The organism is Streptomyces sp. NPDC056061 (assembly GCF_042266885.1).
Classification (GTDB): domain Bacteria; phylum Actinomycetota; class Actinomycetes; order Streptomycetales; family Streptomycetaceae; genus Streptomyces.
Window position 1 is genome coordinate 113822 of record NZ_JBHJWQ010000010.1, and the last position, 20469, is coordinate 134290.

Genomic DNA, 20469 nt, shown 5'->3' on the forward strand with positions numbered 1-20469 from the left:
TCCCCCTTCAGAGTGTGAGCCGGGAGCCCAGGTCGGCGGCTTCGGCGCGGGCGAGGACCTTGTCGGCGACGGCCACGCCGAGGACCGACATGCCGAACGGGTTGCCGATCGACGCGTTGATGGTCTTCATGCCGACGACCGGAGGCAGGCCGTCCCGGACGAGCGCGCCCGGCATGGCCGGCAGCCGGGTCGAGTCCCCCCGGAAAGTGGTCCAGCCGAGGTACGCCTCCTCGGGAAGGAGGGATTGTCCGGCGGAGTGCAGGGTGAGGGCCTCTGCCACGACGGTCACGATGTCGAGGCCGCGGGCTGCCTCGATCACGTCCGCACGGGTCAGGTAGCGGAAGTGGCTGTCCGGATGGTGCGCGAAGTCCATGGCGGGCGGGGCTCCTTGGCGTGAGGTCCGGTGCTGCGGGGATGTGGTGCCGGTGGGACGTGGTGCCGGTGGGGTACGACGTGGCGCGATGGGGCATCGCCGGTTTCGGTGCCGGGGAGGAACGCGTGCGGGGTGGTTCAGTCGTCGGTGCCTCGGCGGGCACGCAGCATCACGAAGGGGACGAGCGCGCCGAGCAGCAGTACGCAGGCGAGTGCGACCCAGCCCGCCGTGCCGAGGGCGAGGACGACGCCGGTCATGAGCACCGGGCCGGCGACCCGGTTGGCGACGGTTCGGCTGGTGTTGAAGAGCACCAGGTACGCGCTGCGGGCCCGCTCCGGTGCCAGGTCGAAGGAGAGCGTCCACGAGGCGCCGACCTGGAGCAGTTCGGCGAACGTCAGCAGGACGACGGCCGACGCGAGCACAAGCAGCGCCTCGTCGCGGCCGAAGCCGGGCGCGGCGGCGAGGGCCAGCGCGCCGAGGGCGAGCAGCAGCGCTGCGGCCGCGTACGAGTACCAGGCCCGACGTGTGGTGCTGTAGCAGCGGTTGAGCGGGTACTGGAGGGCGATGCACAGCACGGTGTTGATGGCGTAGAGGATGCCGACGTAGCGCTCCGGCACATCGGTCTCGGTGACCAGCCACAGCGGGAAGGCCACGTTGAGCACGGGCATCCACAGCGACACCAGTGCGTTGTACGCGGTGAAGCCGAGCAGCCTGCGGTCCTTGAGGAGCGGGGCGACACGGGGGCTCTCGACGACGGTCGCGGCCTCCTCGCCCCGCGCGGTGGCGTAGACCGCGGCCACCACCACGTAGGCGATCGCGCCGCCGATCAGCAGCGGCCGGAAGGCCCCGGGCGACCCGGACCCGAGGGCGGCCCCGGCGATCAGCCCGCCCAGGCTGATGCCGAGGTTGACCACGGTGCGCTGCACGGCCATGACCTTCGCGCGCAGGCTCCTGGGGGCCCGCGCGCCGATGTACGACTGCACGAGCGGGGGCGAGGACTGCTCGGTGACGGCGATGACGGCGACCACGAGCAGGAAGCTCCACCAGCCGTCCACCCACAGGTAGCCGATGGTAGCCAGCGCGCGCAGCAGCATCACACCGATGAGCACCGGCTTGGGACCGAAGCGGCCGGCCAGTCGGGCGATGGGCACGGCGGCGACGACGGCGACGGTTCCGCCGATCGTCAGGCCGGTGCCGACGGAGGAGGTGCTGAGATGGGCGACCTTGACGAAGTAGATGGTCGAGACGGCGAGGAACAGCCCCGTCCCCGTCCACTCGATCAGTGTGGCGCCCTGGACCAGCGGCAGGAACTGCCGGTAGCCCGGGTCCCTCCCCCGGCGGTCGAGGGTGGTGGTGCTCGTGCCCATGGTCAGTGCTCCTGGTGCTTCCGGTCGAAGTGGAGGCCCTCGCACCGCAGTTGTTCCATGGCGGCGACGACCTCCTTCACGATGCCCTGTCGGTCCGCCCAGTGGTGCGGCGGTGGATGTCGGGCGAGGCCGGGTTCTCGTACTGGTCGGGACGGCGGCAGGCGGGGTTGCCCTCGCACGGTTCGCGCACCGTGCGCAGCCGGCTCAGCAGGTAGCCGCCCCGGCCGTCCGGTTCGTCGACGACCACGGTGCGGGCGCCGCGTTCGGCGAGCATGCGGCGGGTGGCGGGCGGGGTCTTGAGGCCGATCACGGCCAGGAACGAGCAGTCGACGGCGGACAGCAGGTGGGCGAGGGCGAGATTGCCCGCGGTGGACTCCACCACCGCTGTTCCGGGGGCGGGCGGCCGTTCGTCGTGCAGTGCCCGCACCAGTGCGACGGCGCTGCGGTCCTTCACCGATCCGGTGGGACCGTACTGCTCCGGCTTCAGTCCCGGACGCCGTGCCCCGCCCCGGTGGGCGACGTCCGGGTGGAGCAGGGGAGTTCGGCGAAGAGCCCGTGCGAGGACGGGCTGGACACGCGGCACGCTTCCCCCTGTGCGATGACTCGTGGACCTTTTCCGCGGTCCGGCCGGCATGCCTCGCTGTGCGCCCTCAGACCATAGACACGCCCGGCCCGGCGTCAACACGCCCTCATGCGGGGTTCCGCCCGCCGTTGGCAGGAACCCGGCTTGACGCCCGCCGGAACGCTCCGTGTCCGGCCCGTCGTCCCCCGTCGCCCCGGTGGTCCTGCCGGGGCTGAGCACCCGGGGCGAGGGAGCGGGAGAATTCGAAATGGCCGGTTCGGTCGCCACCGTCGGGTCCGGCACGACGGGGCTCCCGGTCACGAACGGACCGTCCGGACGGTCCGTTCGTGACCGGGAGCCCGGTGGACATCGGCCGGTCGCACGCCGACGCGGGGTCAGCCCGCCTTCTTCACGAACTCGGTGGTGTACGTCTTGGAGAGGTCCACCTTCGCGTTCTTCAGGTTGGGGTTGAACGCCTTCAGGACTCGTTCGACGGTGGCGGGGCCGTCCGCGGGCATGACACCGTCCGTGGTGAACATGGGCAGCGTGCTCTCGATCGCCCGGGCGTAGAGCTCCTTGCCCCCGCCCTGGGCGTAGTCGGCGGGCATCTTCGCCGCGATCTCGTCCGCGCTGTGCGTGGACATCCACTTCAGTGTCTTCACGAAGGCGTTGGCCAGCTTCTGCACGGTTTCCTTGTGGCTCTCGACCCACTCGGTCCGCATGTAGAGGCTGGAGGACGGGTAGGGCCCGCCGAGTGCCTCCTGGGACCCCTCCGGGGTGCGCATGTCGATGAGGACCCTGCCGAGCTTCTTGTCCAGGACGGTGGCCACCGTCGGGTCGGTGGTCATGCCGCCCTGGATGGAGCCCTGCTGGAGCGCGGAGATGAACGTCTGTCCCGCTCCGACCGCCACGGGTGTGAACTCGCTGGTCTTCACGCCGTTGCTCACCGCGAGGTACTTCGTCAGGAAGTCCGTCGAGGAGCCGAGGCCGGTCACCCCGAGTTTCTTGCCCTTGAAGTCCTTGGCCGACGTGAGGTCGCCGGCCGCCTTCTCGGAGACGATCTCGACCTCTCCGGGGGCGTGGGAGAACTGGACGACCGACTCCACCTGCTTGCCCTTCACCTGGAGGTCGAGCGTGTGGTCGTAGAAGCCCACCGTGCCCTGGACGTCCCCGGAGACCAGGGCGGTCTCGGCCTGGACTCCCGCGGGCTCGGTCAGGAGCTGCACGGACACCCCCTCGTCCTTGAAGTGGCCGAGCCGTTCGGTCAGCATCGCGGGCAGGTAGATGACCTTGTCGAGGCCGCCGACCATGATCTTGACGTTGCCGTCCCCCCCGCCCGCGGCGGAGTCGCCTCCGCAGGCGGTCAGGGTGGTCAGGGCGAGCGCGCCCGCTGCGACGGCGGCCGAGATCCGGGTGGTTGTGCGCATCTGGTTCACGTCCTTGTGAAGTGACGGGGTGGGGTGGTGGGTCGGGGCCGCCGGGCCGGGGCGCGACGCGTACGCGGACGGCGCCGGGCGTCAGCGGCCGGTGTCGGCATCGGCCGGCTTCCAGCGGAACAACTTCTTCTCCAGGACGGTCAGCAGGCCCTCGGCCAGCAGCGCGACCACCGCGAGAATCACCATCGCGGCGTACACACCGGCCGCGTTGAAGGTGCCCTGGGAGGCGGAGACCAGCAGCCCGAGCCCCTTCGTGGCGCCGATGTACTCGCCGACGATGGCGCCGATGAGCGCGAATCCGAAGCTCACGTGCAGGCTGGTGAAGATCCAGGACGTGGCCGAGGGAATGACCACCTGGAGGGTGACCTGGCGGTTGCCGGCGCCCAGGATGCGGGAGTTGGCGACCAGGTTGCGGTCCACCTCCCTCGCGCCCTGGAACGCGTTGAAGAAGACCGGGAAGAACACCAGGACGACCGCGGAGGCGACCTTCGAGGCCGGGCCGAGCCCGAACCAGATGAGGAAGATCGGCGCGAGCACGATGCGCGGCAGCGCGTTGAGCACCTTGATGTACGGGCCGAGGACGTCGGCGGCGAAGCGGACACGGCCCAGCGCGATACCGAGCAGCACCCCGGAGATCACACCGATGACCCAGCCGAGCAGCGCCTCGTAGAGGGTGTACCAGATCTGCTCCCACAGCGGTCCCTGAGCCGTGCCGTCGACGACCCACACGCGGATCTGTTCCCAGATCTTCGACGGCATGGAGAAGTTGAACGGGTCGATGACCGCGGTGCGGGCCAGCCATTCCCACAGCCCGACCACGGCGAGGAGCACCGCGGCCCGGCTCCCGAGCACCAGGTACGACCGGTTGCGGGCGGCCCGCGCGCGCGCCGCGGTCCGATCGGTCTTGGTGACGACGGCGGCGGCCTCGACGGTCTCAGGCGGCATCGGCGGCACCCCTCTCGCGGGTGATGCGGACCTCTTCGCCGAGCGAGGACCAGATCTCCCGGTAGATCTCGACGAACCGGGGCTCCAGGCGGACCTCCTCGACCTTGCGGGGGCGCGGCAGGTCGATCTCGAAGATCTCCTTGACCGTGGCGGGTCCCGCGGTCATGACCACGACCTTGTCGGCCAGCGCGATGGATTCCTCCAGGTCGTGGGTGACGAAGACGACGGAGGCGCCGGTGCCGGCCCACAGGTCCAGCAGCTCGTCCGACATCAGGGCCCTGGTCTGCACGTCGAGGGCGGAGAAGGGTTCGTCCATCAGCAGGATCTCGGGGTCGTTGACGAACGTGGCGGCGAGGGCGACGCGCTTACGCTGACCGCCGGACAGCTGGTGGGGGTAGCGGTCCTCGAAGGAGGACAGACCGACCCGGTCGAGCCACTGCCTGGCCCGCTCCTTCGCCTCGGCCTTCGCCACTCCGCGGAACCGCGGACCCGCCATCACGTTGGACAGCACGGTCCGCCACGGGAACACCGCGTCCTGCTGGAAGACGAAGCCGACCTTGCCACCGATGCCGCGTACCGGCTCGCCACCCACCAGCACCTCGCCCTCGGTGGGCTCCTCCAGACCGCTGACCAGGGTCAGCGTGGTCGACTTGCCGCATCCGGTGGGGCCCACCACGGCGACGAACTCGCCGCGCCCGATGGTCAGGTCCAGGTCCCGTACGGCGGTGTGGAGCGCCCCCGACGGAGTCCGGAACGCCTTGCTCGCGCCCCGCAGCTCGATGGCGGGGCTCGTTTCGCTGTTCATGGGGCGGGACGCTAGGGGCGGCCCGGGACCGTGGGCACCCTTGCGCCCACAACTCCCCCTTCTGCCCATATTCCGGGGTTCTGCTCGTTCTGCTCGCTCCGCGGCAACGAATGTGGCACGGGGACTGGCCATCGGCGACGGCGGCGTTTACGTTGCGATCACACGAGGACGGAACGGAGTATCGGTTCCCGACCGGCGGAAGGCAGAGGGCGAGCACATGCGGATTCACTGGCCCCGCCGTGTCTCCGCGCAGGTCCTGCTCACCCAGGTGGTCATCATCACCGGCGTGATCATGCTCGTCACCGGGCTCTTCCTCCCGCCGCTCAGCAACCAGGTCGACTCCCAGGCGATGCACCAGGCGCTGTCGATCGCCCAGACCACCGCCGCCCGCCCCGGCCTGGCCCATGACCTGACGAGCACGGATCCGAGCCCGGCCGGACCGGTGCAGGCGGAGGCGGAACGGATCCGGCTGGCCACGAACGCGTTGTACATCGTGGTCATGGACACCCGGGGGGTGCGCTGGTCGCACACCGACACCGGCCAGATCGGCAGACGCGTGTCGACCGATCCGAGCACCGCGCTGGGCGGCCGGGAGATCATGCAGATCGACAACGGCACGCTGGGCCGTTCGGCGCGTGCGAAGGTACCGCTGCGCGACGGTGCCGGGCGCATCGTGGGCGCGGTGTCGGTGGGCATCGCGTACGACGGCGTCCACGACCGGCTGCTCGGGGCCATCCCCGGCCTGCTGCTCCATTCGGGCGCGGCGCTGGTCGCGGGAGTGCTTGCCGCGTGGGCCGTCTCGCGACGTCTGCGGCGGAGCACGCACGGGCTCGCGTTCGCCGACATCTCGGCGTTGCTGGACGAACGCGAGGCCATGCTGCACAGCATTCGCGAGGCGGTGCTCGCGCTCGACGACCGGGGCCGGATCCGGCTGCTCAACGACGAGGCGCACCGGCTGCTGGAACTGGACCGGGACGCCGTCGGGCGGGCGGTCGGCGACGTGCTGCCGCCCGGCCGCACCGCGGACGTGCTGGCGGGACGGGTCGACGGCACCGACCTGATCACCGTGTGCAGGGGGCGCGTACTGATCGCCAACCGCATGTCCACCGGTGACGGCGGAGCCGTCGTCACGCTGCGCGACCGCACCGAACTGGAGTTGCTCGGCCGCGAACTGGACTCCACGCACGGCCTGCTGGACGCGCTGCGCGCCCAGGACCACGAACACGCCAACCGGCTGCACACACTGCTGGGGCTGCTGGAGCTCGGGCGGCACGACGCCGCGATGGAATTCGTGGTGGAGGTGACCGACGGCCGTCGGGCGTCGGCGGAACAGGTCGCGGAACGCGTCAACGACCCGTTGCTGTCGGCGTTGCTGGTGGGCAAGTCTGCCATCGCGGCGGAACGGGGCGTGACCCTGAGGGTGTCCCCGGCCACCCGGCTGCCGGACGTGGTGGTGGACCCGCGCGATCTGGTGACGGTGCTGGGCAACCTCATCGACAACGCGCTGGACGTCGCCTCGCTGATCGAGGTCGAGATCCTCGCCGAGGACACCACCGCGGTCCTGCGGGTCAGCGACAACGGCCCCGGCGTGCCTCCCGACATGCGCGAACACATCTTCACCGAGGGCTGGTCCACCAAGGAGTCCCCCGCCCACCGCGGGCGCGGTCTGGGGCTGGCGCTGGTGCGCCGCCTGGCCGAGCGCTACGGTGGCGCCGCTCGTGTCACGGCCAGGGCCGGGGGCGGCGCGGTCTTCACGGTCGTCCTGCCCGAGGCGCTCCGCGCCCGGCCGCTGAGCGAAGTGGGAGAGTTGCGATGATCGATGTCCTCGTGGTGGACGACGACTTCCGCGTCGCCGAGATCAACGCCGCGTACGTGGCGAAGGTACCCGGCTTCCGCGTCGCGTCGCGTGCGCACACCGCCGCCCAGGCGCTGGCGTTCCTGGAGCGCGAACGCGTCGATCTGGTGCTCCTCGACCACTACCTGCCGGACGAGACCGGGCTGGCGCTGGTGCGCCGGCTGCGTCAGCGCGGCCACCCCGCCGACGTGATCATGGTGACCGCGGCCCGCGACGTGGCGACCGTGCAGGCCGCGATGCGCTGCGGCGCCCTGCAGTACCTGGTCAAGCCGTTCACCTTCGTGGGGCTGCGGTCCAAGCTGGAGAGCTACGGGGCGCTGCGCCGGACCCTCGATGGCATGGGTGCGGGCCGGGGCGAGGCGGGGCAGGAACAGGTCGACCGGATTTTCGGTGCGCTGCGCACCGCGGGGTCCGGCCCCGCCACCGGCCTGCCCAAAGGGCATTCGGCGCCCACGGCCGACGTCATCCGCCATGTCCTGTCGGCCGCCGACGGGCCGCTGTCCGCCCACGAGGTGGCCGCCCGGGCGGGCCTGAGCCGCTCCACCGCCCAGCGGTACCTCAAGTACCTGGAAGGAGCCGGTCGCATCCGCCTCAGCCTCAAGTACGGCGACACGGGCAGGCCCGAGCATCGGTACGCATGGGCGAGGGCGTCCGCGCATCATGGCACGCAGGGAGACGAAGGAGCCGTTCCATGAACCGACCCGGCAGGAGACCGCACGTGACACGTCGGCCCGCGGCAGGCGGCACCGCCCCGGGGAGCCCTCGATGAGTCCCGTCGGCGAGGCGGCGGTGGAGCTCACGGACGCGGCCGCCGAGCTGGTGCGGCGGCTGCGCAGGGCGCATGGTCCGCTGATGTTCCACCAGTCGGGCGGCTGCTGCGACGGCAGTGCGCCGATGTGCTACCGGGACGGCGAGTTCCGCACGGGCGGCTCCGATGTGCTGCTGGCCTCGCTGCGGGTCGACGGCGTGGTGGAACCCGTCCCGTTCTGGATCTCGCGCAGTCAGTACGAGGTGTGGGCGCACACCCGGTTGATCGTCGACGTGGTGGAGGGCCGGGGCAGCGGATTCTCCCTGGAGGCTCCGGAGGGAGTGCGGTTCCTGATCCGTTCGCGGCTCGTCGACGCGTGAGGCGCGCCCCGCCGCCGGCCCCGGGAGGCGGTCGATGTGCGGATCGCGGAACCGGCTGCGGGGACGACGGCCCGTGCGGGCCTTCCTGCCCCCGTGCGGACGGTGATGGGGCGGCCGGGCGTTCCGCGTCGGGGCCGGGGATCGTCCGGGAACGGCTCGGGGTCCTCGACGCCCGGGTCGCGGCACCGCGGGCGGGGTCCGGTGACGGCGATGCCCCGGCCACCGCCGTCGGACGGACCGTCGCGGTCAGGGACCCAGGCTGCTGACGACGTCGGCCGTGGCCGTCAGACCGTCCTGGATGGTCGGCGCCATGCTCGTGCCCGCGAGGAAGAACCCGAGCAGGGCGCAGACCAGTGCGTGCGAAAGCTTCAGCCCGCCGTTGCGGAGGAAGATCACCGCAAGGATCAGCAGAAGCAGCACCAGTGAGATCGAAATGGCCATGGCCAACCTCCTCCGCCGCGCCGGAATGCGGCATTCGGCCGCCAGTGTGGCGTATGGGGGAGGCCGTCCGGCGGACTGGCGTGTACGCCATCCGAGTGCTGACAAGTCGTCAGTTCCCCACGCGGCCACCGATTCCCGCGCCGGGCCGACCCCCTTCCCGCCGGAGCTCTCCGTCATGGCGCCGGAGGAAGCGCTCCAGCCCTGCCAGGTCATCGGTGTTGAGGTGGTCGACACCGGCGGCGAGCAGCTCGGTCCACACGGCGTCGCGCTCCGGTCCCGCCACGTCCGGGGTGGCCCAGAACCGGACACGTCGGCCCCTGCGATGGGCGGCGGCGACGAACGAGCGCAGTTTGGCCCTCTCCCCGGCGGGGAAGGGGCCCGCGCCCTGCCAGCCGAACTCGTCGGTCCAGGCGGCGCTGATGAGCGGGACGAACGAGGCCGCGGCCGGGGCGCCGAGGTCCTCCGGCCTGCCGTCGTAGAAGGCGTACCGCGTGCGCTGCGACTCCATCGGCGCGCGGGCGGCGCGGTCGCCCGAGACGACGGGTGTGACGGCACCGGGCCGGACCCGGCCGTGGTGGTACGACGTCAGCATCCTCCGATGGCACCGGAGTTGCTCGTCGAGTGCGGGGTGGGCGGCCGCCCCGTCGGCCTTGATGTCGATCAGCAGCTGGAAAGGTCCGTGATGGCCCGGGTGGACCGTGCCGTGATGGGCCCGGACCCTCGCCAGCAGCGGATCGAGGTAGAGCGAGGCGAGGGTCCGGGTGGGGTCGAGGGCGGCAATCCCGTGCCCGACCAGGAGTTCCCCGTCCACGAGGAAGACGTCCGCCTCGACGCTGGTGAAGCCATGGGCGAGCGCGTCGTGCAACGGGTTCGGGTGCAGGTAGTCGTTGTGCGCGTGCGCCCGGCGCAGCGGGGGCACGCGCCGGCGGTCCCCGGTCGCCCCCGCGGCGGCCGCCGCGGGGGCGACCGCCGTCCGGAGGGACAGCACCGCGCCCGTGGCGGCGGTGGCGAACGCGGTGTTGAGAACGCTTCGACGGGTCGGGAACGCCATGGAATCTCCCGGGGAGAGCGGGACCGGACGGTCGGATGCGATCGAGTATGCGACCCGCCATCCACCAACCGGCCTGCACCGCACAAGAGTTGACCGACACTTCGCCTCCCCTTCGACCGCGGTTCCACCGGCCCGCCGCCCGGCCGTCGCGCACCGCGCCCGTCCGGCCCGCGGACGGCGGCCGGCCGCATATCGCCCAGCCGTCCGGACGCGTCCGCCGGTCACGGGCATGGGGAGGGCGGGCTCATCCGGGTCGGCCCGCGGCCGTCCGCTGCGGCGAGCCGTGCTCGGTGATCTCCTGCCATCCGACCGTGCGATCGCACCAGCGTTCCAGCAGCACCCGGTCGTGGCCCACGGCCAGCAGGCCGGCTCCGGAGTCGCGCCGGTACGCCTCGACGACCGCGACCAGTGCGGCGGTCGTCGAGGCGTCGAGCATCGCCGTCATCTCGTCGCACACCAGCCAGCGGGGCCGCAGGGTAAGTGCCCTGGCCAGACAGGCACGTTGCAGTTGGCCGTCGCTCACCTCGTGCGGGCGCCGGTCCAGCAGATCCGCGGTGAGCCCGACCAGCGGTGTCAGGTCGGCGACCCGGTCCGCCGCCTCACCTCGTCGGCCGGTCGCCCGCAGCGGCTCGGCGATGAGGTCGCGCAGGGCGAGGCGGGGGTCGGCCGAGAGCCGGGGCTGCTGGAACACGACACCCACGGCGGTGCGCAACTCTCGGGGGGCGCGGTGCCGCCAGCCCCGTACCGGACGTCCGTCGAGGGTGAGCGCACCGGCGTCCGGGCGGTGCAGCAGGGCGGCGACCCTGGCCAGGGTGGACTTGCCGCAGCCGCTCGGGCCGAGCAGACCCACCGACTCCCCCGGCCGGATCGTCAGCGAGGCGTCGCGGACCACGGGGGCACGGCGGTCGTATCCGGCGGTGATGTGCGTGAGTTCAAGCACGGTCGGCACCCTCCGTATGCATCGGCGCCCCGTGATGGCAGGCGAGACCGCCGTCGAACGGGGGCGGTACGGAGCACCGGTCGTCGGCGAGTGCGCAGCGCGCGGCGAACGCGCAGCCGTCGGGGAGCGCCCCGAGTTCCGGTGGCATGCCGGGAATGGGGGTGAACGCGCGTTCCGGCAGGGCGTCAAGGAGACCGCGCGCGTACGGGTGGCGCGGCCCCGGCTTTCCGAAGAACGCGTCGGCGTCGGCGAGTTCGACGATGCGACCGGCGTACATGACGGCGACGCGGTCGGCGATCCGCCCGGCCGCCGCCAGGTCGTGGGTGATGAGGAGCAGTGCCCTGCCGCCGTCGGTGTGGCGGCGCAGTTCGTCCACGGTCCGGTCGACCAGGTCCCGGTCGAGCCCGGTGGTCGGTTCGTCGGCCAGCAGCAGCGGCGCGTCACCGATCAGGGCGAGCGCGGTCGCGGCGCGCTGGGCGAGTCCGCCGGAGAGTTCGTGCGGGTACCGGTCCAGGTGGCCGGCCGGGAACGAGGCGCGTGCGGCGGCCTGTTCGGCGGCGGCCCGCAGTGCCGGCGCGCGGGTGCCGGTCAGCTCGCGAACGGTCTCCTCCAGCTGGGCACGGACCGTGCGGACCGGGGTGAGGTGGGCGGCCGGGCTCTGCGGTACGAGTCCGATGCGGCGGCCCCGTACCGTGCGGGCGAGGGTGCGTTCACCGGCGGTGAGGAGGTCGGTGCCGTCCCGGAGCACCGCCGAGCCCCCGGTCTCCGCGTTGCCGGGGAGCAGCCCCAGCAGCGCGGAGGCGAGCACGGACTTGCCGCAGCCGCTCTCGCCGACGAGGGCCAGGCACTCCCCCGCGGCGAGGTCGAAGCATGCGTCCTGGACGGCGGCGACATGCCTGCCGCCGCGCATCCGGAAGCGGACCCGGAGCCCGCGGACGGAAAGGACCGGACCCTCCGGGTCCACGGACACCGGGTGCGCGGACACCGGTCGCGGGGCGGTTCTCACAGCATCAGCTCCGATCGGCGGCGCGGGTTGATCCGTTCCCGCCAGGCACCGGCGAGTCCCGCCAGGGCGAGGGTGGGGACGATCAGGAACAGTCCGGGGAAGAGGGTCGGCCACCAGTCCCCGGCGAGCAGCGAACCGCGCGCCGTCTGCACGAGGTTGCCCAGGCTCGCCTGGTGCGTGGGCAGTCCCAGCCCGAGGAAGGAGAGCGCGGACTCGTGCCACATGGCGTGCGGCACCATCAGGACGGCGGCGAGTCCTGCCTGCGGCAGCACCGCGGGCAACAGGTGCCGGACGACCACCCGGGTCCGTGAGGCGCCGCCGGAGATCGCGGCGTCGACGAACGGCCGGGTGCGCAGCGAGAGCACCTCGGAGCGGACGATCCGCGCCGTCGACAGCCAGTGGGTGACGGCGACGGAGACGATCACGGGGCCGACGCCCGGCCGGAACATGGCGACGACGAAGATGCCGAGCAGCAGGTGCGGGACGGAGGAGAAGGTGTCCACGAGGCGCATGACGAGCCGGTCGGTCCAGCCGCCGACGGCTGCCGCGAGCGCGCCGACGGCGGTGCCGATGATGGTGGCGGTGAGCCCGGCGACGACCCCCACGAGCAGCGAGACACGCAGCCCGTAGACGCAGCGCAGCAGCAGGTCGCGGCCGACGTCGTCGGTACCGAAGGGGTGCTGCCAGGACGGTGGCCGGAGCCGGGCCGAGAGGTCGACGGCCTGCTGGTCGAGCTGGACCAGCGGTGGCACGAGGAGGACCGCCAGCAGCACCGCGGCGACGATCCCGGCCGAGGCGACCACCCGGATGCGGCGGCTGGTGCGGCGCATGGTTCCGATCGGGGTATCGGTTTCAGCCATCGAAACCCACTCTCGGGTCGGCGAGCGCGTACAGCACGTCGGACAGCAGGTTGCCGAGGACGACCGCCGCGGTGGCCAGCACGGTGAGTGCGGCGAGCAGCGGGAAGTCGACGGCGGTGGCGGCCTGCACGGTGGCGGCGGCGATGCCGGGCCAGCTGAAGACCGTCTCGACGAGCAGGGCGCCGGTGATGAGTTCGGGGACGCGGGATCCGACGAGGGTGAGCATGGGCAGCATCCCGGAGCGCAGTGCGTGGCCGAGCAGTACGGTGCGTTCGCGCAGTCCGCGGGCGCGGGCGCCGCGCACCGGGTCCTCGTCCAGCGCGTCGGCGACGCCCTGGCGCACGTAGAGGAAGAACCAGGGCAGTTGGGAGACGCCGAGTACGGCCGCCGGGAGCACCAGATGGGCGGTGACCTGGCCGGGGGTGACCGTGTCGCTCGCCGCGTCGGTGAGACCGCCGGCCGGGAGCACGCCGAGTTTCACGGCGAAGAACCAGATGGCGAGCAGTCCCAGCCAGAAGGCCGGGGCGGCTTCGAGGGTGTAGGCGGCGGCGGAGGCACATCGGTCGAGCAGGCCGCCGGGCCTGCGGGCCGCGAGCACGCCGAGGCCCGTGCCGAGCACGACGGCGACGGCGAAGGCGGTTCCGGCGAGCAGCACGGACCAGCCGAGGCGCTCGGAGATGACGTCGGCGACGGGCTGGCGCATCACGCCGGAGTCGCCGAGGTCGCCCTGCAGGGCTGCGACGAGCCAGTTCCACCAGCGGGTCACCAGGGGCTGGTCGACGCCGAGGTTGGCCCGCAACTGGTCGAGGTTCTCCTGCGACGCCGTGAGCCCGGCGGTCCCCGCGTATGCCTTGACCGGATCGAAGGGGGAGGCGGCGGCGACGGCGAAGACGCCGAACGTCACGGCGACCAGGACGGGGACGGCGAGCAGCGCGCGCCGTCCCGCCATCCTGCCCATCGGCCCCCAGGGGAGGCGACGGTTCACTTCTTCGGCGTCCAGTCCTCGACGTTCCACCACGGCCCGGAGGCGAGGCCGTGGTCGTGCGGTTCCACCTGGGTGGTGAGTGCGCCGAAGCGGTCCTTCACGACGTAGAGGTGGTCGATGTGGGTGAGGAAGGTGTAGCCGGGGTTCTTCACGAGTTCGCGCTGGACGGTGTCGTAGGCGGCCTTGCGGACGGCCTTGTCGCCGCTCCTTCGGCCCTGTTCGAGAGCCTGGTCGACGGCCTTGTTCTGGTACCGGGCCATGTTGTTGAAACCGTCGCCCGCGAGGGAGGACTTCAGCAGGGTGTACTGGTCGAAGTCGGGGTCCGCGGGCGAGCCGCCTCCGGCGAGGACCGCGTCCTGCTTCATCCGGGGCTCGATGACCTCCCAGGTGCCGGCCTCGGTGGTGATGTCGATGCCCGCCTTCTTGGCGTCGGAGGCGTAGGCGAGCGCGTGGTCCTGGCGCAGCTTGTCGCCGGTGAGGTACCAGAGCGGGAACGCGGCGCGCACGCCGTTCCGGGTGCGGATGCCGTCCTTGCCCGCACGCCATCCGGCGTCGTCCAGGATCCTCTTCGCTGCGGCCAGGTCGTGACGGCGTTCGGTGCCCTTGGTGAACCACTCGCTGTCGGTGGGGACGGGCCCGTGGGCGGGCCTGCCCGCGCCGTTGAGGATGGAGTCGACCATGACCCGCCGGTCGACGGCGACGTCGAGGGCGCGCCGGATCGCGGTGTCGCCCGTGACCTCGTTGTGGGTGGGCAGGGTCACGGCGCGGTAGTCGTAGGTGGTCGCGGCGTAGGTCTTCATCCCGCTGCCGTCGGCGAAGCCCTTGGCCAGGTTCGGCGGCAGGATGGCGCCGTCGAGGTCGCCGGAGCGCAGCCGGGTGGCGCGTACGTCGTCGTCCTTGATGATCACCATGGTGAACTTCTTCACCTTCGGCGCGCCGCCCCAGTAGTCGGGGTTGGCCCGGAAGCTCAGCTTCTCGCCCTTGGACCACTTGGTGAGGAGGTAGGGCCCGGTACCGATGGGGTGGGTGGTGAAGGCGCCGGTGTTGATGTCCTGTCCGGCCGCGACGTGTTCGGGGGCGATGGGCAGGACGGTGCGCTGGGCGAAGGGCGCGTAGGGGTACTTGAGGGTGAAGACGACGGTGTCGTCGCCGATCGCCTCGACGCTCTTCAGGGCGTCGAGCTCGGTGCGGGAGGCATTGTTGGTCTTCGGGTCGAGGATGGTGCGGTAGGTGAACACGACGTCCTGGGCGCCGAACGGATTGCCGTCGCTGAACTTCACGCCCTTGCGGAGCTTGTACGTGTATGTCAGCCCGTCGGCGCTCACCTCGGGCAGGGCGACGGCGAGGGCGGGGCGCAGTGCCATGTCCGCGTCGAGGGTGAGCAGCCCGTCGAAGATCTTGGAGTTGCCGTCCTTGCCGTATCCCAGGAGCGGGCTGAGGCTGTCGGGTTCGTAGGCGATGCCCACCACCGCCGAGTCGCCCGGTCCCGAGCCGGTACCGCCACCGTCCGGGCCCCCCGGCTTCGAGCAGGCCGCCGCGGTCAGTGACAGCGCGGCCGCCAGTGTCATGGCGACCGCTCCGCGTATCGATCGGCCCGTCATGCCCAGCACACTCCCTTTTGGTCAATGAAGGTAATTGCTAACTCTTTGCAATTAAACATCATGTAAAGGGGCGTCGGACACCCCGCCCGGGTGCGGAGCGACGAAGCGGAGGCACGTGGGCACGTGCCTCCGCTCCCGGCTCCCGCCGCCTCGCGGGGAGTCCGCCGCGCCTGCGCGGCTACGGCGCGGGCAGTTCCACGAGTCCGGCGACGGACGCGCGGTGGTGTCCGGCCGTGCCGTACGCGAGGGAGTCGGCCTTGGCTCGCTTGAGATAGAGGTGCGCCGGGTGTTCCCAGGTCATGCCGATGCCGCCGTGGAGCTGGACGCACTCCTCCGCCGCGTGCACCGCCGCCTTCGAGCAGTACGCCTTCGCGATCGCCACCGCCAGCGGCGCGTCGGGGCTGTCGGCGGCCAGCGTGTCCGCGGCGTTCCGCGCGGCGGCGCGGGCGGACACGACCTCCAGCCAGAGGTGGGCCAGGCGGTGCTTGAGTCCCTGGAAGGAGCCGATGGGGCGGTTGAACTGATGCCGTTCCTTGGTGTGGCGGACGGTCTCGGCCAGACACCACTCGGCGATCCCGAGCTGTTCGGAGGCGAGCAGTCCGGCCCCCGCGAGCAGCCCGCGGCGAACCGCCGCGGCCGAGGAGGCACCGTCGGCCAGGCGCGTTCCGGCTGTCCGGGCGAGGGTGACGGTGGCGAGCGGCCGGGTCAGGTCGAGCGGGACGACCGGCTCGACGGCCACCCCGCCGGAGCCGGTCTCCACGGCGTACAGGCCGTCGGCGGCGGGCACCAGCAGCACATCGGCCGCGGTCGCGTCGGCCACGCCGGTCACCGCCCCCTGCGGTCCGTCGGCGCGGACGCCCGCCGGGCGCGCCGCGCCGGGGCCGACCGCGAAGGGGCCGACGGAGAACGGTACGGCGAGGACCGCGACCCGGTCCCCGGTGGCGAGGTCACCGAGCAGCCCGGCGACCGGCCCGTCCTGCGCCGGGAGCGCGAGAAGCGTCTGGGTGGCGACGACCGCACTGGTCAGGTACGGCACCGGGGCGACACCGCGTCCCAGTTCCTCCAGCACCACCGCGGCCTCCCGGTGACCCGCGCCCTGGCCGCCCAGTTCCTCGGGCACCAGCAGTCCGGCGGCCCCGATGTCGGCGGCCAGGGACTTCCACAGACGCGGCTCGTACGGCGTGCCGGACTCGACTCGGGCAAGCACGGACGAGGCGTCGCACCGGTCGGCGAGCAGCGAGCGCACCGCCGCCCGCAGGTCCTCCTCGGTCCGTGTGTACAGCAGATCGGGTTCCCGGGTCTCTTCGGTCGATGCGCTCATCGGGCGAGGTCCTTCCAGGCGACGTCCTTGTCGTCCCGCGGCTCGGCGGGCAGGCCGAGGACGCGTTCGGCGACGATGTTGAGCAGCACCTCGCTGGTGCCGCCCTCGATGGAATTGCCCTTGGCCCGCAGGTAGCGGTACCCGGCGTCGCGCCCGGTGAAGTCGACGAGCTCCGGACGGCTCATGGTCCAGTCCTCGTACGACAACCCCTCCTCGCCGAGGAGTTCGACTTCCAGTCCGCTGATCTCCTGGTTGAGGCGGGCGAAGGCGAGCTTCATCCCGGAGCCCTCGGGGCCGGGCTGTCCGGCGACGAGCTGCTGGCGCAGCCGGATGCCGGTGAGTCTGACGACCTCGGCCTCGACCCAGAGGTCCAGCAGGCGCTGGTGCAGGTCGTGGGTGCGCAGTTCGGGGCGCTCGCGCCAGGTGCGGGCGACCGGTCCGATCATGCCTCCCTCGCGCGGGAGGCGTGCCCCGCCGATGGAGACGCGTTCGTTCATCAGGGTGGTCCGGGCGACCTTCCAGCCCTCGTTCACCGGGCCGAGGCGTCTGCTGTCGGGGATGCGCACGCCGGTCAGGAACACCTCGTTGAACTCGGCCTCGCCGGTGATCTGGCGCAACGGCCGTACCTCGACGCCGGGGTCGGTCATGTCGCAGACGAAGTAGGTGATGCCGCGGTGCTTGGGCAGGGCGGGATCGGTGCGGGCGATGAGGATCGCCCAACGGGCGAGGTGGGCGCTGGACGTCCAGACCTTCTGGCCGTCGACCACCCAGTCGTCGCCGTCGCGGACGGCACGGGTTGCGAGCGCGGCGAGGTCGGAGCCCGCCCCGGGTTCGCTGAAGAGCTGGCACCAGACCTCCTCGCCGACCCACAGCGGCCGCAGGAAGCGCCGCTTCTGCTCGTCGGTGCCGTACGCGAGGAGGGTGGGGGCGGCCATGCCCAGACCGATGCCGATCCGGCGCGGGTCGTTGTCGGGGGCACCGGCCGCGGCGAGTTCGGTGTCGACGACGGTTTGCAGGGACCGGGGCGCGCCGAGGCCGCCGAGACCTGCCGGGTAGTGCACCCAGGCCAGTCCGGCGTCGAAGCGGGCGCGCAGGAAGTCGCCGCGCCCGGTGGTGGCCACGGGGTGCGCCGCCAGCAGCTCGCGGGTACGGCGGCGCAGTTCGTCGGCGTCCGGGGTGGTCGTGGTCATCGCTCCGCTCCCGTCGGGAGTACGGCGATCCGGCCGGTGCTCGCGCCGTCGGCGACGCGCTGGACTGCGTCCGCCGCTCCGCTCAGTCCCACCCGTTCGCTGACCAGCGGCTCGATGGCGCCCTGCGCGACGAGCCTGCCGAGTTCGTCGTGGCACGCGCGGACCGCAGCCGGGTCCTGGGTGCGGTAGAGGCCCCAGTGGAGCCCGAGGATCGAGTAGTTCTTGACGAGTGCGTGGTTGAGGGCCGGGGTGGGGACGACCCCGCTCGCGAATCCGACGACGACGATGCGGCCCTCGAAGGCGACGCACTTCGCGGACTTGGCATACGCGTCGCCGCCGACCGGGTCGTAGACGACGTCGGCGCCCCGCCCGCCGGTGAACTCCTTGACCGCCGCGACGATGTCGTCGGTGCGGCGGTCGACGACGAGGTCGCAGCCGAGCCCGGCGGCGGTGCTCGCCTTCTGCGGCCCCGAGACGACGCCGATGACGATGGCCCCGGCGGCCTTGCCGAGCTGCACGGCCGCGCTGCCGACGCCGCCGGCCGCCGCGTGCACCAGCAGGGTCTCGCCGGCCCGGAGGCGCGCTCTGCGGTGCAGGCCGAACCAGCCGGTCTGGTAGCCGATGTTCAGCGCGGCGGCCTCGGCGTCGCCGAGGGGTTCCGGCGCGGGCAGCAGGGCCGCCGCGTCGGCGAGGGCGTACTCGGCGAAGCCGCCGTGCGGCAGGGCGGCGGTGGCGAGCACCCGGCGCCCGTCCGGCGTCTCGCCGCAGATCTCCACGCCGGGGGTGAACGGCAGCGGGGGCCGCACCTGGTACTGGCCCCGGCAGAGCAGCGCGTCGGGAAAGTTGATGTTCGCCGCGCGCACCCTGAGGAGCACCTGCCCCTCGCCGGGCGCGGGCCGGTCGGTCTCCTCCAGCCGCATCACCTCGCCCGGCTCACCGTTCCGGTGCACTCGCCATGCCTGCATGAGGGGCCTCCACAACTGTCGGCGTTTCCACTGCTCCGGCGCATACTAAGCGGTCGCTTGCTTCTCTGGGAACAACGCGCGCCGCCACCCCGGCCGAAACCCCGGCGCACGTGCCCCCGACACCCCCGACGACGGGTGCGTGACGCAGAACATGACCACACCGCCCCCCGGGAAAATACCCCGGGGGGTATAAGTGCTAACCTGGGCGCCAGATACCCCCCGGGGTACACGGGGAAAGGAAGGGGCACATCGTGTTCGTCGTCGACCACGCCGCCGACGGCCCGGAGCCGGGCCGCATCACCGGCGCGCGGCGTCCGGCGCGCGCCGCGGCGAGGGTCTCCCGCACCCAGGTTCCGGGCGGTGTCCTCGGCGGTCCCGCCGCTCGGGCCGGGCCCACCCACGCGGCCCCCGCCCCCGCCGCATGACCCGTCACCCGACCGTGCCGCACCTCAGGAGTGTCCCCTTGCCTCCCACACCCTTTTCCCCGTCCTCACTGTTCACCGTGTTCCGCCGCGGTCCCGGTCGCGTCGGCCCGGCCGAGGCGGCCCGGCTGACCGCCGACGGCACGGCCGTCCTGCTCGATGTGCGCGAGGCGTCCGAGTGGCACGCCGGACACGCACCGGGCGCGGTCCATCTGCCACTGTCCCGCCTCGCCGATGGCGCGTCACTGCCGGGCGGGGCGGGAGACAGGTCGCCGGTGGTGGTGATCTGCCGCTCCGGCAACCGGTCCCGGCGGGCGGCCCGCATCCTCGTCGAACAGGGTGTGCGGGCCGTGGACGTGGTGGGCGGCATGACCGCCTGGGCGGCCGAGGGGCTGCCCGTGCACGACCGGCGCGGAGCGGCGGGCACCGTCATATGACCACGCTCGTCCTCGCGCTCGCGGCCGGAACGGCGGTCGGCCTGGCACTCGGCGGGCTGGGCGGCGGCGGCAGCGTCCTCGCCGTCCCCGCGCTCATCTATCTGCTCGGTTTCGCCCCGGCCGCGGCCACCACCGCCGGCCTGCTCATCGTCATCGCCACGTCCCTCACCGGGCTGGTCGCCCATGCCCGGGAGGGCGGGGTCCGCTGGCGCACCGGAGGACTTTTCGCCGCGGCGGGGATCGTACCGGCGGCGTTGGCCGGGGCGCTGTCCGCACGGATTCCGCCGGGTGCGCTGACCGCGGCGTTCGCGGTGCTCGCGGTGGTCGCCGCCGCACGGATGATCCGTCCGCGGCCCGCCCCCGCGGACGGGAACGATGCGACGGCCGACGTGTCGTCCGGGCGGGCCGTGGGTGCGGGTGCCGGACTCGGCGCCGTGACCGGCCTGCTCGGTGTGGGCGGCGGGTTCCTCGCGGTTCCGGCCCTGGTCACAGTGCTGGCCCTGCCGATGAGCACGGCGGTCGGCACCAGCCTGCTGGTGATCACGGTGAACTCCACGGCCGCTCTGGCCACCCGCCTGGCCACTCCCGTCCCGCTCGACTGGGCGGTGATCGCCCCGTTCACCGCGGCGGCGGTGCTGGGCGCCTGGGACGGACGGCGCCTTGCCGCGAAGGTCTCCACGCACACGCTGCAACGGGTCTTCGGCGCGGTACTGCTGGCCGTGGCCGTGTTCATGCTCGTGGACGCCGTGACGTGACCGACACCCCTGCCTCTCACGGCC

22 protein-coding genes are annotated in these 20469 nt (G+C 72.5%); 6 read left to right on the forward strand and 16 right to left on the reverse strand.

Going from position 1 to position 20469, the window contains the following annotated elements:
* Positions 1-7: 7 nt before the first annotated feature.
* The 6 genes from ACFC79_RS17030 to ACFC79_RS17055 form a co-directional block, all read right to left on the reverse strand.
* A complete protein-coding gene (locus ACFC79_RS17030; RefSeq protein ID WP_376240809.1) occupies positions 8-373 on the reverse strand; it encodes a hypothetical protein in 366 nt (121 codons plus the stop codon).
* A 137-nt stretch (positions 374-510) separates the two neighbouring features.
* Positions 511-1740, reverse strand: coding sequence for an MFS transporter (locus ACFC79_RS17035; protein WP_376240811.1), 1230 nt, complete (start codon positions 1738-1740; stop codon positions 511-513).
* A gap of 76 nt (positions 1741-1816) precedes the next feature.
* Positions 1817-2323: a pyridoxal-phosphate dependent enzyme gene (locus ACFC79_RS17040; RefSeq protein WP_376240813.1), complete on the reverse strand. Its 507-nt coding sequence runs from the start codon at positions 2321-2323 to the stop codon at positions 1817-1819.
* Between the two features lie 374 nt (positions 2324-2697).
* Positions 2698-3729 (reverse strand): ABC transporter substrate-binding protein, encoded by a 1032-nt coding sequence (locus ACFC79_RS17045; RefSeq protein ID WP_376240815.1) that lies wholly within the window; start codon positions 3727-3729, stop codon positions 2698-2700.
* 90 nt (positions 3730-3819) lie between these two features.
* Entirely contained in the window at positions 3820-4683 is an 864-nt protein-coding gene (locus tag ACFC79_RS17050) for an ABC transporter permease (RefSeq protein WP_376240817.1), read from the reverse strand.
* Positions 4673-5488: an ABC transporter ATP-binding protein gene (locus tag ACFC79_RS17055; RefSeq protein WP_376240819.1), complete on the reverse strand. Its 816-nt coding sequence runs from the start codon at positions 5486-5488 to the stop codon at positions 4673-4675. Before ACFC79_RS17055 ends, ACFC79_RS17050 begins: the two co-directional genes overlap by 11 nt.
* A 217-nt stretch (positions 5489-5705) precedes the next feature.
* Between ACFC79_RS17055 and ACFC79_RS17060 the strand changes: the two genes are divergently transcribed.
* From ACFC79_RS17060 to ACFC79_RS17070, 3 genes are all read left to right on the forward strand, one after another.
* Complete coding sequence (locus ACFC79_RS17060) at positions 5706-7304, forward strand: ATP-binding protein (RefSeq protein WP_376240821.1); 1599 nt, start codon at positions 5706-5708, stop codon at positions 7302-7304.
* Complete coding sequence (locus ACFC79_RS17065) at positions 7301-8038, forward strand: response regulator (RefSeq protein WP_376240823.1); 738 nt, start codon at positions 7301-7303, stop codon at positions 8036-8038. The genes ACFC79_RS17060 and ACFC79_RS17065 overlap by 4 nt, the downstream gene beginning before the upstream one ends.
* A gap of 70 nt (positions 8039-8108) precedes the next feature.
* Complete coding sequence (locus ACFC79_RS17070; protein ID WP_376240825.1) at positions 8109-8471, forward strand: DUF779 domain-containing protein; 363 nt, start codon at positions 8109-8111, stop codon at positions 8469-8471.
* 246 nt (positions 8472-8717) lie between these two features.
* Here the strand turns inward: ACFC79_RS17070 and ACFC79_RS17075 are convergent, their stop codons facing one another.
* The 10 genes from ACFC79_RS17075 to ACFC79_RS17120 form a co-directional block, all read right to left on the reverse strand.
* Complete coding sequence (locus tag ACFC79_RS17075; RefSeq protein ID WP_376240827.1) at positions 8718-8912, reverse strand: hypothetical protein; 195 nt, start codon at positions 8910-8912, stop codon at positions 8718-8720.
* Between the two features lie 109 nt (positions 8913-9021).
* Positions 9022-9963, reverse strand: a complete 942-nt coding sequence (locus ACFC79_RS17080; protein WP_376240829.1) for a phosphatidylinositol-specific phospholipase C/glycerophosphodiester phosphodiesterase family protein — start codon at positions 9961-9963, stop codon at positions 9022-9024.
* Positions 9964-10207: 244 nt separating this feature from the next.
* A complete protein-coding gene (locus tag ACFC79_RS17085) occupies positions 10208-10903 on the reverse strand; it encodes an ABC transporter ATP-binding protein (RefSeq protein WP_376240831.1) in 696 nt (231 codons plus the stop codon).
* Positions 10896-11813, reverse strand: coding sequence for an ABC transporter ATP-binding protein (locus ACFC79_RS17090; protein WP_376241014.1), 918 nt, complete (start codon positions 11811-11813; stop codon positions 10896-10898). Before ACFC79_RS17090 ends, ACFC79_RS17085 begins: the two co-directional genes overlap by 8 nt.
* Before the next feature lie 92 nt (positions 11814-11905).
* Positions 11906-12769: an ABC transporter permease gene (locus ACFC79_RS17095; RefSeq protein WP_376240833.1), complete on the reverse strand. Its 864-nt coding sequence runs from the start codon at positions 12767-12769 to the stop codon at positions 11906-11908.
* Entirely contained in the window at positions 12762-13727 is a 966-nt protein-coding gene (locus ACFC79_RS17100; protein ID WP_376241016.1) for an ABC transporter permease, read from the reverse strand. Before ACFC79_RS17100 ends, ACFC79_RS17095 begins: the two co-directional genes overlap by 8 nt.
* Positions 13728-13750: 23 nt before the next feature.
* Positions 13751-15355 carry an ABC transporter substrate-binding protein gene (locus tag ACFC79_RS17105; protein ID WP_376240834.1) on the reverse strand — a complete coding sequence of 535 codons (1605 nt, stop codon included), beginning with the start codon at positions 15353-15355 and terminating at the stop codon, positions 13751-13753.
* Positions 15356-15533: 178 nt separating this feature from the next.
* Complete coding sequence (locus ACFC79_RS17110) at positions 15534-16676, reverse strand: acyl-CoA dehydrogenase family protein (RefSeq protein WP_376240836.1); 1143 nt, start codon at positions 16674-16676, stop codon at positions 15534-15536.
* On the reverse strand, positions 16673-17866 hold the full coding sequence (locus ACFC79_RS17115; protein ID WP_376240838.1) for an acyl-CoA dehydrogenase family protein: 1194 nt from the start codon (positions 17864-17866) through the stop codon (positions 16673-16675). Before ACFC79_RS17115 ends, ACFC79_RS17110 begins: the two co-directional genes overlap by 4 nt.
* Positions 17863-18831 carry an NADPH:quinone oxidoreductase family protein gene (locus tag ACFC79_RS17120; protein ID WP_376240840.1) on the reverse strand — a complete coding sequence of 323 codons (969 nt, stop codon included), beginning with the start codon at positions 18829-18831 and terminating at the stop codon, positions 17863-17865. The genes ACFC79_RS17115 and ACFC79_RS17120 overlap by 4 nt, the downstream gene beginning before the upstream one ends.
* A gap of 251 nt (positions 18832-19082) precedes the next feature.
* On the opposite strand from ACFC79_RS17120, the gene ACFC79_RS17125 reads away from it, so the two are divergent.
* The 3 genes from ACFC79_RS17125 (at position 19083) to ACFC79_RS17135 (ending at position 20445) form a co-directional block, all read left to right on the forward strand.
* Positions 19083-19256 (forward strand): hypothetical protein, encoded by a 174-nt coding sequence (locus ACFC79_RS17125; RefSeq protein WP_376240842.1) that lies wholly within the window; start codon positions 19083-19085, stop codon positions 19254-19256.
* 68 nt (positions 19257-19324) lie between these two features.
* On the forward strand, positions 19325-19690 hold the full coding sequence (locus tag ACFC79_RS17130; RefSeq protein WP_376241018.1) for a rhodanese-like domain-containing protein: 366 nt from the start codon (positions 19325-19327) through the stop codon (positions 19688-19690).
* Positions 19687-20445: a sulfite exporter TauE/SafE family protein gene (locus tag ACFC79_RS17135; RefSeq protein ID WP_376240844.1), complete on the forward strand. Its 759-nt coding sequence runs from the start codon at positions 19687-19689 to the stop codon at positions 20443-20445. Before ACFC79_RS17130 ends, ACFC79_RS17135 begins: the two co-directional genes overlap by 4 nt.
* Positions 20446-20469 lie beyond the last annotated feature (24 nt).

What these genes read in the sequence shown, in the direction of transcription:
- ACFC79_RS17030 (WP_376240809.1), bottom strand. Translation starts at nt 373, where the DNA reads ATGGACTTCGCGCACCATCCGGACAGCCACTTCCGCTACCTGACCCGT.
- ACFC79_RS17035 (WP_376240811.1), bottom strand. Translation starts at nt 1,740, where the DNA reads ATGGGCACGAGCACCACCACCCTCGACCGCCGGGGGAGGGACCCGGGC.
- ACFC79_RS17045 (WP_376240815.1), bottom strand. Translation starts at nt 3,729, where the DNA reads ATGCGCACAACCACCCGGATCTCGGCCGCCGTCGCAGCGGGCGCGCTC.
- ACFC79_RS17050 (WP_376240817.1), bottom strand. Translation starts at nt 4,683, where the DNA reads ATGCCGCCTGAGACCGTCGAGGCCGCCGCCGTCGTCACCAAGACCGAT.
- ACFC79_RS17055 (WP_376240819.1), bottom strand. Translation starts at nt 5,488, where the DNA reads ATGAACAGCGAAACGAGCCCCGCCATCGAGCTGCGGGGCGCGAGCAAG.
- ACFC79_RS17060 (WP_376240821.1), top strand. Translation starts at nt 5,706, where the DNA reads ATGCGGATTCACTGGCCCCGCCGTGTCTCCGCGCAGGTCCTGCTCACC.
- ACFC79_RS17065 (WP_376240823.1), top strand. Translation starts at nt 7,301, where the DNA reads ATGATCGATGTCCTCGTGGTGGACGACGACTTCCGCGTCGCCGAGATC.
- ACFC79_RS17070 (WP_376240825.1), top strand. Translation starts at nt 8,109, where the DNA reads ATGAGTCCCGTCGGCGAGGCGGCGGTGGAGCTCACGGACGCGGCCGCC.
- ACFC79_RS17075 (WP_376240827.1), bottom strand. Translation starts at nt 8,912, where the DNA reads ATGGCCATTTCGATCTCACTGGTGCTGCTTCTGCTGATCCTTGCGGTG.
- ACFC79_RS17080 (WP_376240829.1), bottom strand. Translation starts at nt 9,963, where the DNA reads ATGGCGTTCCCGACCCGTCGAAGCGTTCTCAACACCGCGTTCGCCACC.
- ACFC79_RS17090 (WP_376241014.1), bottom strand. Translation starts at nt 11,813, where the DNA reads ATGCGCGGCGGCAGGCATGTCGCCGCCGTCCAGGACGCATGCTTCGAC.
- ACFC79_RS17095 (WP_376240833.1), bottom strand. Translation starts at nt 12,769, where the DNA reads ATGGCTGAAACCGATACCCCGATCGGAACCATGCGCCGCACCAGCCGC.
- ACFC79_RS17100 (WP_376241016.1), bottom strand. Translation starts at nt 13,727, where the DNA reads ATGGGCAGGATGGCGGGACGGCGCGCGCTGCTCGCCGTCCCCGTCCTG.
- ACFC79_RS17105 (WP_376240834.1), bottom strand. Translation starts at nt 15,355, where the DNA reads ATGACGGGCCGATCGATACGCGGAGCGGTCGCCATGACACTGGCGGCC.
- ACFC79_RS17110 (WP_376240836.1), bottom strand. Translation starts at nt 16,676, where the DNA reads ATGAGCGCATCGACCGAAGAGACCCGGGAACCCGATCTGCTGTACACA.
- ACFC79_RS17115 (WP_376240838.1), bottom strand. Translation starts at nt 17,866, where the DNA reads ATGACCACGACCACCCCGGACGCCGACGAACTGCGCCGCCGTACCCGC.
- ACFC79_RS17120 (WP_376240840.1), bottom strand. Translation starts at nt 18,831, where the DNA reads ATGCAGGCATGGCGAGTGCACCGGAACGGTGAGCCGGGCGAGGTGATG.
- ACFC79_RS17135 (WP_376240844.1), top strand. Translation starts at nt 19,687, where the DNA reads ATGACCACGCTCGTCCTCGCGCTCGCGGCCGGAACGGCGGTCGGCCTG.